This is a genomic window from Microlunatus antarcticus (assembly GCF_014193425.1).
Lineage (GTDB): Bacteria > Actinomycetota > Actinomycetes > Propionibacteriales > Propionibacteriaceae > Microlunatus > Microlunatus antarcticus.
In genome coordinates, this window is record NZ_JACHZG010000001.1 from 1,136,246 (window position 1) to 1,150,513 (window position 14,268).

Consider the following 14,268-nt stretch of genomic DNA (forward strand, 5'->3'; position numbering starts at 1 on the left):
CGACCCGCTCAGTCGCAGGAGATCAGCGGCGTCTCAGCCGTCGGGCGGTCGACCTGGCTCGCGCCAGGCCCGGCCGGACGTGGTCCGGCAGCAGATCCTTCGCGGACACGGTGGTGCCGGACCTGACGAGCTCCGCGGTCAGCCGCAGCCGTGTGGATGTCGGGAAGGCCGAGAGGTTGGACCGGACCACCTCTCCAGGTCCCCGGCTCCAGGCCGTCCGTTCCATGACCGCCAGCAGGAGCAGGTCCACCTCCTCCTCCCGGCGGTCCGTCCGCCCGACCCGAGGTGGTGAGGCCGCACTCTCCGCACGCTCGACCAGAAGGTCGAGCGCCGCTCTCCAGCCGGGTCCGGTGTGGGACGACAGGATGCTCGCCTCGACGGCGGCTCCCGAGCTGTCGCGCAGGGCCGCGCTCTCCAGGAGGGCCTCCAGCGTCGACGTCAGGTCCTCCGGGGTGGTCGGCCGGTGCATGTGGTCCTCGACGACCGGGGTGTCGGCACCGAAGACGTCGCACCCGTCCGGGTGCCCCGCGTAGGTGACCACCGGAGTCCCGAGGCTGCCCACCTCGAGCAACGAGGTCAAGGAGCTGAAGGGGAACGAGTCGAGGTAGACATCGGCCGCTTGCTGGACCAGGCCCGGGTCGTCCAGGAGCCCGAGGGCACGCACCCGGCCGCCGGTGGACGCCTGGGCCGTGGCCCACTCGCCCTCGGGCTCGGGCCCGGCGGCCAGCAGCACGGCGTCCGCACGGGAGGCGATCGCCGGCAGGACGAGGTCGAGCAGGCTCGGGCCGGACACGGGTCGGTACTTGGACGGGTCGGCGGCGGTCACGACGACGACCTGCTGCGGGTCGAGGCCCAGGCGCTCCTTCGCCGCGGCACGACTCATCGTCCGACCACGTGGGTTCAACGGCCGAGCCAGGATGGCGGACCGTTCCGGGTCGATGCCGCGTCGACGGACGGCGAGCTCGGATCCACTCCTGCGCATGTTGAGGAGGAGGGAGGTGATCTGCGTCCCGAGCCAGAAGACGTGGTCGGCATGGTTGACGTACACGATCGGAGGCAGGTCCGGAACGCCCGCGAACGCCAGGCCCGGTACCACGTCGTAGGGATGGGCGTGCACGAGGACGAGATCGCTCCCTCGCGCCAGCGCGCGCACCTCTCCCGCTCTCCTGAGCAGTCCCCGGACCTCGTCGGCCCGGCTCAGGGTGAGCTGCGACTCCGCGCGGGCGAGCAGCTTGGGGGGAAGCGGGACCGGTCCCTGACGGGTCAGGCACACGTGGTGCTCACGGCTGAGGTCCTGGTCGGCCCAGGAGGCGACGAACTGGGTCGACCCCCCGGTCTGGTAGGCCTGGGTGACGATGTGCAGCACCCGGCCCGCCGTGGTTGTGGGCCGTCGGCCGTCCGGTTCCGGTACCGCTGCGGCGAGTGGCAGGAGCATGCTCTCGAGATCGGCGTCCGCGAACTGCCCCCCGGGGTTGAGCCAGGCGTAGTCGGCCGCGGTCTGCACCCAGGCGGCGGCCCGGTCCGGCCGTCCGGCCCGGACGTCGTGGTCGGCGCGGTCCCGCAGGCGGCTGAACTCGGTGAAGTTCCTGCTCAGACGCGCTCGGGCCTCGGCACGGACGGGGTCCTCCTGATCAAGGCCGTTCGTACGGTCGAGCGGGATCGGTGCGCTCACGAGCCGCCTCTGGCCAGGCCGGTCAGCGACGCGCGATGGCGCCACAGCAGCGGCAGCGCACCGACGGCGGCGACCCCGCCGCAGACCAGGCACGCGGACAAGGCACCCGGGACTGACGCGGCGACCAGACCGGTGCCGAAGAAGACGACCACGCCGACGGTCAGCGGGACCGCCACCGGGCGGAGGACGTCGCCCACAGCGAGCCCGTGCAGGCGCAGCAGGGCGACGTAGAGCGGCAGGATCACTGCCATCACGACCAGCTGGGCGGTCGCGACGCCACGCAGCCCGTCCCGGCTGCCGACCAGCAGCGCGGGGACCAGCACGACGAGCCAGACTGCCTGGACCGCCAGCAGAGAGCGGGAGCGTCCGTTGATCACCAGGTAGTCGTACGCCAGCTCGCCGAAGATGCGAGCCGCGGCTCCGAGCCCGAGCAGCTGCAGGGCCTGGGCGGCGGGCTGCCAGGCCGAGCCGTAGACCAGACGCACGATCGGGTCTGCCGCTCCCGCGAGCAGCGCGCAGATTGGGATGCTGGCGGAGGCGAGCAGGCCGAGCAGCCGACGGAACTCGACGCGCGTCGCGGGGACGTCACCACGGAGCCGGGCGAACAGAGCCGGGCCGACGCTGCGCAGCGGCAGGGAGAAGATGAAGACCGGCCAGCTCGACAGGTTGAAGGCCAGGACGTAGAAGCCGAGAGCGGTCGCGCCGAGCCTGCTGCCCGCCACGAGCTGGTCGACGTACCCGACTGCGAAGACCAGGATGCTCGTGCCGGCCAGGGGCAGTCCGAACGAGAGCAGGGCCGGCAGGGCGTCGCGACGCAGACCGAGGCGGAAGCCCTGAGGGCACAGCCGGCCGAAGGCGATCGCGCTCGCCCCGGCTCCGACCACGCGGCCGACCGCGAGGCTCATCGCGCCGAGCCCGACCAGCGCGAGGCCGAGCGAGCAGGCGGCGCCGAGCCAGATGCCGATCTGGTCGACCACCACGCGCTCGCGCTGGCGGAACTCGCGTTGCATCAGCGCTGCCGGGGTGGCCACCAGGCCGCTCAGCAGCACGGAGAGCGCCATCAGCCGAACGACCGGTGTGGCACTCGGCGAGCCCATCACCGCGCAGAACCAGGGGGCGAGCAGCACCATGGAGCCGGTCAGCAGGGCGCTCATGGCGACGGAGAGCGTGGCGACCGTGGGAGCGATGCGGTCGGGGTCCTCCGCCCACCGCACGATCGCCAGACTGACCCCGAGCTCGTTGAAGCTCAGGATCGCCGTCAGGGCGACCGTCGCCACGGCGAACGTGCCGAACTCGGCAGGGCCGAGCAACCGCGCCAGGACGATGCCCACGGCCATCGTCCCGAGCTTGGAGACGACCGTGTTGAGAAAGCTCCAGCGCAGCGCACGCGAGGCGACCGAGCTGAGGCCGCCCGAGGACGGCGCCGGCGCTGTCGTGGTCACTGGACGGGGGCGGGCCGCACGGCTGTGCGCAGCGCGTCGACCACGCGCTCCTGCTGCTCGGACGAGATGTGCGGGTACAGCGGCAGCGAGAGGATCTCGGTCGCGGCCCGCTCCGACACGGGGAAGGAACCGACGCCCAGACCGAGGGACGCGTACGCGCGGGTCAGGTGCACCGGGACGGGGTAGTGGATGCCCGCACCGATGCCGGCCTCGTTGAGGCTGCGCAGGACCGCGTCGCGGTCCTGCACGCGCACGACGTAGAGGTGCCAGGCGTCGACGTTGCCCTCGGCGGACCGCGGGGCGCGCACGCCGTCGACGTCGGCCAGCAGCTCCGAGTACCGCGCCGCGGCGACCCGTCGGGCCTCGTTCCACCCGGCCAGGCGCTTGAGTTTGGCGTTGAGCACGACGGCCTGCACGGTGTCGAGGCGCGAGTTCATGCCCACGACCTCGTGGTCGTACTTGCGCGCCGACCCGTGGCTGGCGACGATCCGCACGCGGGCGGCGAGATCGGCGTCCTGCGTCGTGACCGCACCGGCGTCGCCCGCGGCGCCGAGGTTCTTGCCCGGGTAGAAGCTGGTGCCGGCTGCAGCACCCAGGCTGCCGGCGTACCGGCCGAAGCGGGTCGCTCCCTGGGACTGCGCGGCGTCCTCGACGACCGGGATGTCGCCGGCGACCGCGAGCACCCGCTCGACCGGGGCGACCTGGCCGAAGAGGTGGACCGGCACGATGGCCTGGGTCCGCGGCGTGACGGCGGCGGCGATCAGGTCTGGGTCGATCAGCAGGTGCTTGTCGTCGACGTCGACCAGGACCGGGACGGCGCCGATCCGGGAGACGGCCTCGGCCGTCGCGATGAAGGTGTTCGCGGGGATGATCACCTCGCCCCCGGCGGTGACGCCGACGCCGCGCAGAGCGAGCTCCAGCGCGTCGGTGCCGTTGGCGACGCCCACGCAGTGCGCGACGTTCGTCGCCTCGGCGTAGGCGAGCTCGAACTCGGCGACGGGCTTGCCCCCGATGAAGGCGGTGGTCGCGAACACCTCGGTCAGGCCGGCCATCACCTCGTCCGAGATCTCCGCCTGCTGTGCGGCGAGGTCGACCAGCGGAATGGCGTTCACGAGCTGCTCCCGATCGAGGTGGTGGTGTCTGGGGTCGTGGTGTCAGGGGTCGTTCTCTGGCGGGGTCGGGCCGGGACGCCGGTCCAGGTCTGGTCGGCCGGGAGGTCGGACAGGAGCACCGCGCCCATGCCGAGCACGGAGCGGGCCCCGACCGTGGTGTGCTCCCGGACGCTGCTGCTCATCCCGAGGTACGCGTACGGCTCCACGACCACGTGCCCACCGAGGCTGACGCCGGCGCAGAGCGTGGCGAAGTCGCCGACCTTGTCGTCGTGGGTGAGGGTGACGTTCGGCATCACCACGACATGCCTCCCGACCCCCACGTCCGTCGTCAGGACGGTACCGGCGAGGAGCACGCTCCCGCAGCCGATCCGGCAGGTCCGCGGCACCGACGCCCGCGGGTGCACGAACGTCGCGAACCGGTCGCCGTCGATGCCCAGCGCGGCGAGCCGGTCGACGATCGCGGCGCGGCTCGCACCGCGGCCCGCGCAGACCAGGAACCTCGCGTCCGGGTGCTCAGCGGCGGCCTCGACCGTGCCCAGCACGGGTGCGCCACCGACGGTGGTGCCGGCCAGGTTCGGGGCGTCGTCGAGCAGCCCGCGGACCTCGAAGCCGGAGGGCGCCTCCGCGAGGGCGGCGAGCACCTCGCGGGCGAGCCCGCTCGCCGCCACGAGGATCAGCGGCACGCTCACGCCGACCGGCCGGCCTCGGTCAGCACGTCGACCACCCGCGCCTGCTGGGTCTCGTCCATCTGGTGGAAGAGCGGCAGGATCAGCGTGGTGTCGGTCAGGTGCTCGGTCACCGGCAGCGAGCCGGGCGCGGCCACGCCGACGTACGGCGGCTGCCGGTGCGTCGACATGATCCCTCGCCGCGCGGAGATGTCGGCGTGCGCCAGCGCCTCGAGCAGCCCGTCGCGGCCGAGCGGGTAGGCCTCGCCGACCTCGACCCAGAAGGACTGGAAGTTGCTCTCGCCCCAGGCCGGGTCGGTGACTGTGCGCAGGCCGGGGACCTCGCCGAGGAACTTCTGGTACGACGCCGCGAGCTCGCGGCGACGGGCCACGACCTCGGGCAGCCGGCCCAGCTGGACCAGCCCGACCGCAGCCTGGAGGTCGGTCATCCGGAAGTTGTAGCCCACCTCGTCGTACGTCTCGGGCGGGGCGAGGACCGACGCGTGCCGGTCGGCCGCGGACACGCTCATCGCGTGCTCGCGGAGCTTGCGGACCCGGTCGGCCCAGTCTTGGCGGGACGTCGTGACCATCCCGCCCTCACCGGTGGTGAGGATCTTGCGCGGGTGGAAGGACCACGCCGAGATCTCCGCGCCCGCGCCGACCGGCCGGCCACGGTAGGTGGAGCCGGCACCGCACGCGGCGTCCTCGACCACCGCGACGCCGCGGGGGTCGCAGACGGCACGGATGGCGTCGAGGTCGACCGGGACACCACCCTGGTCCACGACGACGACCGCCCGGGTGCGCTCGGTGAGTGCAGCCTCGACCGCCGCCGGCGTGAGGTTGCCCGTCGTCACGTCGACGTCGGCGAAGACCGGGGTCGCCCCGACGTAGCGCACAGCGTTGCTGGTCGCGATGAACGAGAACGACGGGACGACGACCTCGTCGCCCGGACCGACCCCGACCACGACCATGGCGAGGTGCAGGCCGGTGGTGCACGAGGACACGGCGACCGCGTGCTCGGCCTGCATCGCGGTGGCGAAGGCCGCTTCGAAGGACGCGACGCGCGGGCCCTGGGCCACCCAGCCGGAGCGGAGGACCTCGGCGACCGCCTCGACCTCCTCCTCGCCCAGGTAGGGGAGCATCACGTTGACGCGGCTCATGCCATCGCTCCCGCCGGCTCGGTCTTCTGGTCGTCCTGCTCGTCCTGGCCCGGGTCGAACCCGAGGGCCTTCTCGCTGCGCCACCAGTCGACGAGTTGGCGGAGCCCCTCGTCCAGGCCGATGTCGGCGGTGAAGCCGAGGTCCTGACGGGCGGCCTCCGTGCTCGCGAGGCGACGGGTCACGCCGTTCACCGGACGGTCCGGCCCGTGCTCGACGCCGAGGTCGGACCCCATCACCGACAGCAGGCGCTCGGCCAGCTGCAGCAGCGACGTCTCCTCGCCGCGGGCGACGTTGTAGACGCCCTCGACGACCGGGCTCGTCGCCGCGAGCAGGTTGGCGCGGGCGATGTCGGTGGTGAACACGAAGTCCATCGTCTGAGCCCCGCTGCCGAAGATCAGCGGCGGCTTGCCGGCGACGATGCGCTCCATCCAGCGGATGAGCACCTCCGTGTAGAGGCCGTGGATGTCCATCCGCGGGCCGTAGACGTTGAAGTAGCGCAGGGCGACGTAGTCGAGCCCGGACATCGCTCGGAAGCTGCGCAGCATGCCCTCGTTGAAGGTCTTCGCCGCGCCGTAGAAGGTGTCGTTGTCGTAGGGGTGCTGGTGCTCCGTGGTCGGGAACTCCTCCGCCAGCCCGTAGACCGACGCCGAGGACGCGGCCACGAGCTTGCCCACCTTTTGCTGCGCGGCCGCCTCGATGACGTTGAACGTGCCGTCGACCAGCACCTCCAGCGCCAGCCGTGGCTCCTCGGCGCACTGCGTGATCCGGATCGCCGCCTGGTGGAAGACCACGTCGGCACCGGCGGCGAGGTCGTGCACGAGGTCGCGGTCTCGCAGGTCTCCGACGACGAGCCGGACCCGCGGATCCTCGAGGGGACCGCGCAGGTTGCCCCGACGACCACGCACGAGGTTGTCGAGGATGCGGACCTCGCCGACCCCCGCCTCGAGCAGCTGGTCGACGATGGTCGAGCCGATGGTCCCGGCGCCGCCGGTGACGAGCGTGGTGGCGCCCTTCAGGTCGGGGCCGCTCATGCCACGAGCTCCGGCTGCGCGACGTGCTGCTCGACCGTGCGCACGGGCCTACCGCTGGCGAGGCTCGCGCTGGCGGCCTCGAGCACGGACAGGACCCGGAGCCCCGAACGACCGTCGGTCTGCGGGGCGCGGCCGGCCTCGATCGCGGCGGCGAACTCGGTGGCGACGCCGGCCAGGGCCTCGCCCTCCTTGAGGGCCGGGACGACGACGTCGCCCATCCGGTAGGAGACCGTGACGGCCTCGCGCTGGACGGCGGCGTCGGCCGCCTGCGTGCGCAGGTCCACACCGCGGTCGTGGACGGAGATCCGCTGAGCGGGGTTCATGTCGTCCCACACCAGGGTCCGGCGGCTGCCGCCGATGACCATCTGACGGATCTTGGTGGGGGAGAGCCAGTTGACGTTGACGTGCGCGATCGCGCCGTTGGCGAGCGGCAGGTTCAGGTAGCCGACGCAGGCCTTGCCGGCCCCGAGCGGGTCCGCCCCGTGCGCGGTCACGTCGGTGGGCCGCAGACCGCCCGGCAGGATGAAGTCGAGGATCGAGAGGTCGTGCGGGGCGAGGTCCCAGAACACGTCGACGTCGGGCTGCACGAGGCCGAGGTTGATGCGGGTCGAGTCGACGTAGAGCACGTCGCCCAGCTCGCCGGAGGCGATCGTGTCGCGGATGTACTGCACCGCGGGCGTGTAGCAGAAGGTGTGGTCGATCATCAGCACCTTGCCGGCTGCCTCGGCCGCACTGACCATCACGGCCGCGGTCTCGGCGTTGTCGGCGAGCGGCTTCTCCACGAGCACGTGCTTGCCGGCCTGGAAGGCGGCGAGCGCGAGCGGCGCGTGCGTCTTGGCCGGCGTCGCGATGGCGACCGCGTCGATGTCGTCGCGGGCGAGCAGCCGCTCGACCGAGGTCTCGACCTCGACGGTCGAGCGGGCGCCCACGACCTTGCGGGCGCGGGTCTCGTCGAGGTCGCAGACCGCGACGAGGTCCCAGGCCGGGTTGGCCCGGAAGTTGCGGATGAGGTTCGGACCCCAGTAACCAGCGCCGATGACGGCAATCGAGTACATCTCTCCCCCAGAGGTGTCAGTGGATGGTGCAGGCAAGGTGTGGATCAGATGGAGACGACGACGTCGACCCAGTAGTTGGTGGTGCTCGCGATGGTCGGGAGGACGTCGCCGTTGCCGGTGACGCCGCCGGAGGCCGGGACGGTGAGCGGACCCGACGTGAACGCCGAGGCGTAGCTGCCCGTGGTCGTCGACCAGCGGCCGACCGGGGCGTAGTACGACGCGGTGTACGTCGTGCCTGCGGCGACCGCGACCGGCGTGCTGAACGTGGCGGTCCGCCACCCGGTCGTGGTCTGGGTCGTGGTCGCGGTGCCCAGCACCGAGCCGTCGGCGGCCCAGAGCTTGACGGTCCGGCCGGTGTTGACGGAGCTCGCGTAGTAACGGATGGCCGTCACCGAACCGGCCCGTGTCGAGCTGAACCGCACGCCCACCGTGGTCGGGGTGGTCGTGGAGACGGCCGACGTCGACGGCGTGCGCGTGGTCGTGTAGAGGCTGAAGCTCTGCGCGGCCGTGGTGAACGTCCAGGTGGCGGGCGACGTCATGGGGACGCCGGTCGAGCTGGTGGCGCCCACCGAGGCGGTGTAGGTGGTCGAGCTGGTCAGGTCGGCCGTCGGGTTGAAGGTCACCACCCGGGTGCTGGTGTTGTAGCTACCGGCCCCCGCGACCATCGCGCCCGACGCCGTCTTGAGCGAGACCGTGATGCTGCTGGTGGTGACCGGCCGGGCGAAGGTGGCGGTGACGTTGGTGCCGGCGGCGACGTTCGCCGCGCCTGCGGCCGGGGTCCTGCTCGACAGGGTCGGGGCGTCGGTGTCCGCAGTGGTGAAGGACCACGTCCGGGGGGCGCTCATGGCCACGCCCGACGCGTTCTTCGCCGTCACGCTGGCCGTGTACCCGGTGACGCCGGCCAGGGCGGCTCCGGGTGTGAACGTGGCCTTGAGGTTACCGGCGTCGAGGCTCGTCGCTCCGGCGACCGTGGTGCCGCCGGCCGTCTTGAGAACGAGCTGAACCGTGGCCGGGTCGACCGCCCGGGCAAAGGTCGCCGTCACTGTGGTGGTGGCGCCGACGTTGGTCGCTCCGGCCGCTGGCGTCACTGCGGTGACGGTGGGTGCGACCGAGTCGGCGGTGGTGAAGGTCCACGTCTGCGGAGCGGTCATCGCGACACCCGAGACGTTCTTCGCGGTCACGGAGGCCGTGTAGCCGGTCAGGCCGGCGAAGGCGGCCGACGGGGTGAACGTCGCCGTCCTGCTCCCGGCGTCGTAGGCGGTCGTCCCGGCGACCGCGGCCGAGGTGCTCGTGTTCTTCACCGACACCACGACCGAGGCCGGGTCCACCGCGCGGACGAAGACGGCTGTGACCTTGGCCGACGCGCCGACGCCGGTCGCTCCCGGTGACGGGCTCGTCGTCGACACCATGGGCGGCTGGGTGTCGGCCGTGGTGAAGGACCAGGTCCTGGGCGCCGCCATGCTGATGCCCGACGTGTTCCGGGCCGACACCGAGACCGTGTACGCCGCGTTGTCGGCGAGGGCGCTCGTCGGGGTGAACGTGGCCGTCCTCGTGGTGGCGTCGTAGGTCGTCGCCCCGGCGGCGACCGCCGAGGTGTCGGACCGGGCCACGGTGAAGAGCGCCGAGGCGGGATCTATCGGCGAGGCGAAGGTCGCGACCACCTTCGCGGCGGTCGTGACGCCCGTGGATCCGTCAGCGGGGCTCACGGTCGTCACGCTCGGTGGCTGCGTGTCGGCCGTGGTGAAGCTCCACGTCCTCGGTGCAGTCATCGCCACGCCGGAGGCGCTCGCCGCGGTGGCGGTGGCGGTGTAGGTCGTCGCCCCCGAGAGTGGTGCGGCCGTGGTGAAGGTGACCTTCTTGGTGGCGGCGTCGTAGACGACCTGACCGCCGACGAGGTTGCCGGCGGCGTCAGCCAGCGTCAGCTGGACGGAGCTCGGGTCGACATCCCGGCTGAAGGTCGCCGAGACGGCCGTCGTGGTCGCGACGCCGGTCGACCCTTTTGGCGGCGTGATCGACGACACCTGCAGAGCCGCGTCGTCGTTCGTGTCGAACACGACGTCGACGTAGTAGTTGGTGTTGGCGTACGAGTGGTCGGGGAAGGTGTCGCCGTAGGCGTACAGGCTGCCGGGATCGGCGCTGGCGAGCGGGGTGTTGACCACGGGGTTCGTGAAGTAGTTGAGGTCGGCGGCGTAGTGGCCCTTCGGCGCGTAGTACGACGCGACGTAGGTGGTGCCGGCGGTCACGGGCACGTTGGTGCTGAAGCTCGCGGTCTGCCAACCGGTGCCCGAGTCGTCGAAGGTCAGGCCGGCGAGCTTCTGACCCGTCGCGGAGTAGAGCGCGCCGGTGTGCGTCCCGGTGTTGCTCGCGTCCCGCCAGTACCGCAGACCCTTCACGAACCCCGTGGTCGTCGGGGTGAACTTGAGGCCCAGAGTGACGGCGTCACCGTCGCCTCCGTCGGACTGCACGGGCCGGGTCGTCGTCTCCATCAAGGAGCACGGGCACGCCGCGGCACCCGAGGTCGTGAAGCTGGAGCTGATCGAGCCGGACATCTTCGGACCACCGGTGCTGATGGCATCGCTCACGGTCAGCGTGTACTTCGTCCCCGGCGCGAGGTCCGACGAGGGCACGAACGTCGCGGTCGTTCCCTGGGACTCGGCACCCACGGTCCCGGCGACCGGGTTGCCGTCAGAGGTCCGGACGACCTTGACCGTGGCCGAGCCGGGCTGGATCGCGGTGTTGAACCGGATCTGGAGATGGTCGTCCACCGGCACGGAGCGGGCCCCGTCGCCGGGCGAGGTCGACAGGACGGTCGGCTTCGTCGCAGCGCTCGGGACGAAGACCGGGTCCACGAAGTAGTTGGCGTTGGACGAGTTCGTCGGGGCGTCCCCGGCGCCGTACGTGTAGCGGCCGGCGGTCGCCGAGGTGGACAGCGGACCGTTCGTGACGGGGTCGGCGAGGCCGTTGCTCGTGTAGCCGTACTTCCCGGTCGAGGACGTGTACGACACGACGTAGGTCGTGCCCTTCGTCACCGTCTGAGGAGCGGCGAAGGTCGCTTCCTGCCAGCCGGAGGTCGTCTCGTTGATCGTGGTCGCCTCTGCGACCTTCGTGCTGCCCGACCAGAGGTTGACGGTGTGCGGCGCGGTCTCCTCCGGACGCTTCCAGAACCGGGCTCCGGTGATCTGACCGTCCTGCGAGGCCTTGAAGGCGACTCCGAGCTTGACGCCGCCGGAGTCGTCAGCCGGTCCGGAGGCGGGCTGGTCGGAGTCGTTGAAGAGCGTGCACGGGCACTCGTTCGGCGTCGCGTCCGGGTCGACCGTGCTGAAGGTCCACTGGACCGGTGCCGCCAGCGTCGCGGCGTTGACGGTCGCGGTGTAGGCCGTGCTGCTCGCGAGGCCCTGCACCGGGTTGAACGTGGCGGTCCTGGTCGCTGCGTTCCAGCTGACGGTCCCGTTGATGACGTTCTGGGCGGCATCGATCAGCTGCATCGAGATCGTGGCCGGGTCGACGGCCTTCGAGAAGGTCGCGGCGGCGACCGTGGAGGTGGCCACCGAGCTCGCCCCGGCCCTGGGGCTGACGGTCGTGACCGTGGCCGGGATGGTGTCGTCGGGCGAGAACACCGCGTCCACGTAGTAGTTGGTCTGCCGGATGCTGTTGGTCGGGAAGGCCGACCGGTCGGCGTAGACCCCGTTGGTGACCCCGCTGCCGCCGGCGGCGGTGAGGACCCCGGCGTTGTACGGCTTGCCGAAGTAGTAGGAGTCGGCGGAGTAGTGGCCGACCGGGGCGTAGTACGCGGCGACGTAGGTCGTTCCCGCGTTGATGGCGACCGCCTGGCTGAACTGCAGCGTCTGCCAGCCGCTGGCGGTCTCGTTGGTGAACGTCCCGGTAGCCAGCACCGTGCCCGACGTCGAGTAGAGCGTGCCCGTGTGCGTGCCGGTGTTCGCGGCGGCCTTGTAGAAGCGGATGCCGCTGACGTAGCCGTCGCGCGAGGACGTGAACTTCGTGCCGACCGTGACCGGCGATCCGTCACCCGGGTCGACCTGCAACGGGGTAGCGACCCCGAAGATCGAGCACGGGCAGGTCGAGGTGACGGCGACCAGGACCGGCGCGGACGTCCGGGCCGAGTCGTCGGTGGCGCGCACCTGGACCGCGGACGGTCCGTTGCCGGTCAGGATCCCCGAGTAGGACCAGCTCGTCGTCCCGCTCGCCGGGTGGAAGCTCGCGCCGCCGTCGACGGAGACCTCGACGCCGGCGACCCGCCCGCCGGTGTCGGTCGCCGTGCCGTTGACGGTCAGCAGCGAACCCTGCGTCAGCGACTGGCCCGAGGCCGGTGCGGTCACGACGACCGAGGGCGCCACCGTGTCGGTCGACGCCGTCACCGGGGTGAGGTCCGACGCCAGCGTCGTGGCGGGTGCGGCCATGTCGGTGAGCAGGTTGATCGTCGCCTGCCGGACGCGCGGGTCGGCCGCCGGACGGTCGGCTCCGTCACCGCGCGAGTCGAGACCCCAGGACCACTGGATCGTGCCGGCCGAGAAGACGAGCGCGCCGCTCGAGGCGCGGTAGAGCGTGATGTGGTGGGTGGTCGTGCCCGGGCTCACCTGGTTGCCGAAGTCACGCAGGTACTCGGGCGTGTTGCCGACGGCGGTCGACATGTCGATGAGCCCGTCCGGCCGGTAGCCGTTGTCGATGTCCTCGTTCGACTCGTAGCCGACCATGTGGTCGGCGAGCGTCGCCTTCGCGCCGTTCGCCATCGATGCGAGCGTGGTGCCGCGCCAGACCCGCAGCTTGCCCTCCTCGGAGCTCACCTGCATCGGGAAGTCGTCGGAGTTCGCCTGGTAGAGCGTGCCGATCAGACCGTTCTCGGGGCCGTAGCCGTAACCGAGGTCCCCGAACCGCGGGTCCCTCCAGGTGGCGGTCGGCTCGACGGGGTCGATCGCGGCGTTCGCCCACGTGTTCTTGTAGTCCACGATGGTCCGGTTGGGCGTGCTGGTGCCGTCCTGCGAGGGCTCCAGCCGCGTCTTCCAGTAGACGTCGTTCCCGCCGAAGAACGCGAGGTTCACCCCGGCGTCGCGCGCGTCGGTGACGTTCTTCCGCTGCTCCTTCGTCCAGTACTCGTCGTGCCCGACCGACAGGAACACCTTGTGCTTGCGCAGGAGCGCCGGGTCGGTCGCCACGTCGAGGCCCGACACGTAGGACACGTCGACCCCGTTCTGCTCGAGGAACCGCAGCATCGGGTACTCGTTGGAGAAGAGGAAGTCCCGGCCGTAGGACGTGCCGCGCGTCAGGTACGGCCGGTTGTAGCTGATCTTGTAGGCCCGGCCGTTCGCCTTGCCCTCGTAGAAGTCCGAGCCGCCGTAGGTGTTGTAGGCCTGCCAGGTGGAGTCGGAGGTCTGGAAGACCGCGGCGGAGGTGTTGCCGTCGTTGCGCACCACGAACGGGATGTGGGAGTCGCCCCCGGTGTCGGTCCGGGTCAGGCGCGCGATGTAGATCCCCGAGACGGCGGTGGAGGGGACGTTCCACGAGGCCGACACGCCCCATGTCCCGCAGTCGGTGAGCTCGGTGCTGGCGTCGGTGGCGCACGGTGGCTGGACCTGGGGGAGCGGTGCCGAGGGGGCGATGGTGGTGATCAGCCGGGCGCCCGTGCCCTGGTACCAGCCGAGCCGGTAGATCTTGACCGAGTAGGCCCGAGCGTCCGTGTTGATCTTGAAGTTGATGGACGCGCCCACGTTGACGCTCGTCGCCGTGGCGAAGCCCTGGATCGTGTCGTCACCGGCACCGAACACGTCCCAGTCGCCGGCGCTCTCGCCTGGGAGCTGGTTCTCGCACACGATGGCGTTCCCGCTGCACGCGGCCGCGGCCGGGGTCGCCGGCAGCACCAGGAACGTCGCGACAACGGCCATGAGGCCGGTCAGGACCAGGAGTCGCGAGCGCGAGAGCCGCCAAGCGACCGATGCGGAGCCCTGCTGCGATGGTCGAGTCTCGAACATGTCGGCCCCTCGTGTCCCCACCGCCCCCCGCGGTGGTGATCCCTGCCCCCGCAGAGAGGCCTCACGCACTCCTGGTGACAGGGTGGGCGTCGGGGAAACGGAACCTCGACGACGCTGCGAGCTCAGCCTCGGTGAGCGTATGGGCTG

Annotated in this window: 8 protein-coding genes; all 8 read right to left on the reverse strand. The window is 71.5% G+C overall.

The annotated features are described in order from the left end of the window. Window positions 1-22: 22 nt before the first annotated feature. Genes FHX39_RS05250 through FHX39_RS05285 form a run of 8 tightly spaced genes read right to left on the reverse strand, consistent with a single transcriptional unit; the run spans window position 23 to window position 14,034 of the window. The gene (locus FHX39_RS05250) at window positions 23-1,672 is read right to left on the reverse strand and encodes a glycosyltransferase family protein (RefSeq protein ID WP_183337108.1); all 1,650 of its coding nucleotides are present in this window, start codon (window positions 1,670-1,672) and stop codon (window positions 23-25) included. Continuing rightward, window positions 1,669-3,114 (reverse strand): oligosaccharide flippase family protein, encoded by a 1,446-nt coding sequence (locus FHX39_RS05255; RefSeq protein WP_198423267.1) that lies wholly within the window; start codon window positions 3,112-3,114, stop codon window positions 1,669-1,671. The genes FHX39_RS05250 and FHX39_RS05255 overlap by 4 nt, the downstream gene beginning before the upstream one ends. Continuing rightward, window positions 3,111-4,226 (reverse strand): DegT/DnrJ/EryC1/StrS family aminotransferase, encoded by a 1,116-nt coding sequence (locus FHX39_RS05260; protein ID WP_332836676.1) that lies wholly within the window; start codon window positions 4,224-4,226, stop codon window positions 3,111-3,113. The genes FHX39_RS05255 and FHX39_RS05260 overlap by 4 nt, the downstream gene beginning before the upstream one ends. Continuing rightward, a complete protein-coding gene (locus tag FHX39_RS05265; protein ID WP_183337109.1) occupies window positions 4,223-4,915 on the reverse strand; it encodes a NeuD/PglB/VioB family sugar acetyltransferase in 693 nt (230 codons plus the stop codon). The genes FHX39_RS05260 and FHX39_RS05265 overlap by 4 nt, the downstream gene beginning before the upstream one ends. After that, window positions 4,912-6,051: a DegT/DnrJ/EryC1/StrS family aminotransferase gene (locus FHX39_RS05270; RefSeq protein WP_183337110.1), complete on the reverse strand. Its 1,140-nt coding sequence runs from the start codon at window positions 6,049-6,051 to the stop codon at window positions 4,912-4,914. The genes FHX39_RS05265 and FHX39_RS05270 overlap by 4 nt, the downstream gene beginning before the upstream one ends. Continuing rightward, window positions 6,048-7,082 carry an NAD-dependent epimerase/dehydratase family protein gene (locus tag FHX39_RS05275; protein ID WP_183337111.1) on the reverse strand — a complete coding sequence of 345 codons (1,035 nt, stop codon included), beginning with the start codon at window positions 7,080-7,082 and terminating at the stop codon, window positions 6,048-6,050. Before FHX39_RS05275 ends, FHX39_RS05270 begins: the two co-directional genes overlap by 4 nt. Then, the gene (locus FHX39_RS05280) at window positions 7,079-8,137 is read right to left on the reverse strand and encodes a Gfo/Idh/MocA family protein (RefSeq protein WP_183337112.1); all 1,059 of its coding nucleotides are present in this window, start codon (window positions 8,135-8,137) and stop codon (window positions 7,079-7,081) included. Before FHX39_RS05280 ends, FHX39_RS05275 begins: the two co-directional genes overlap by 4 nt. A 44-nt stretch (window positions 8,138-8,181) precedes the next feature. Then, window positions 8,182-14,034: a DUF4082 domain-containing protein gene (locus FHX39_RS05285; RefSeq protein ID WP_183337113.1), complete on the reverse strand. Its 5,853-nt coding sequence runs from the start codon at window positions 14,032-14,034 to the stop codon at window positions 8,182-8,184. Window positions 14,035-14,268 lie beyond the last annotated feature (234 nt).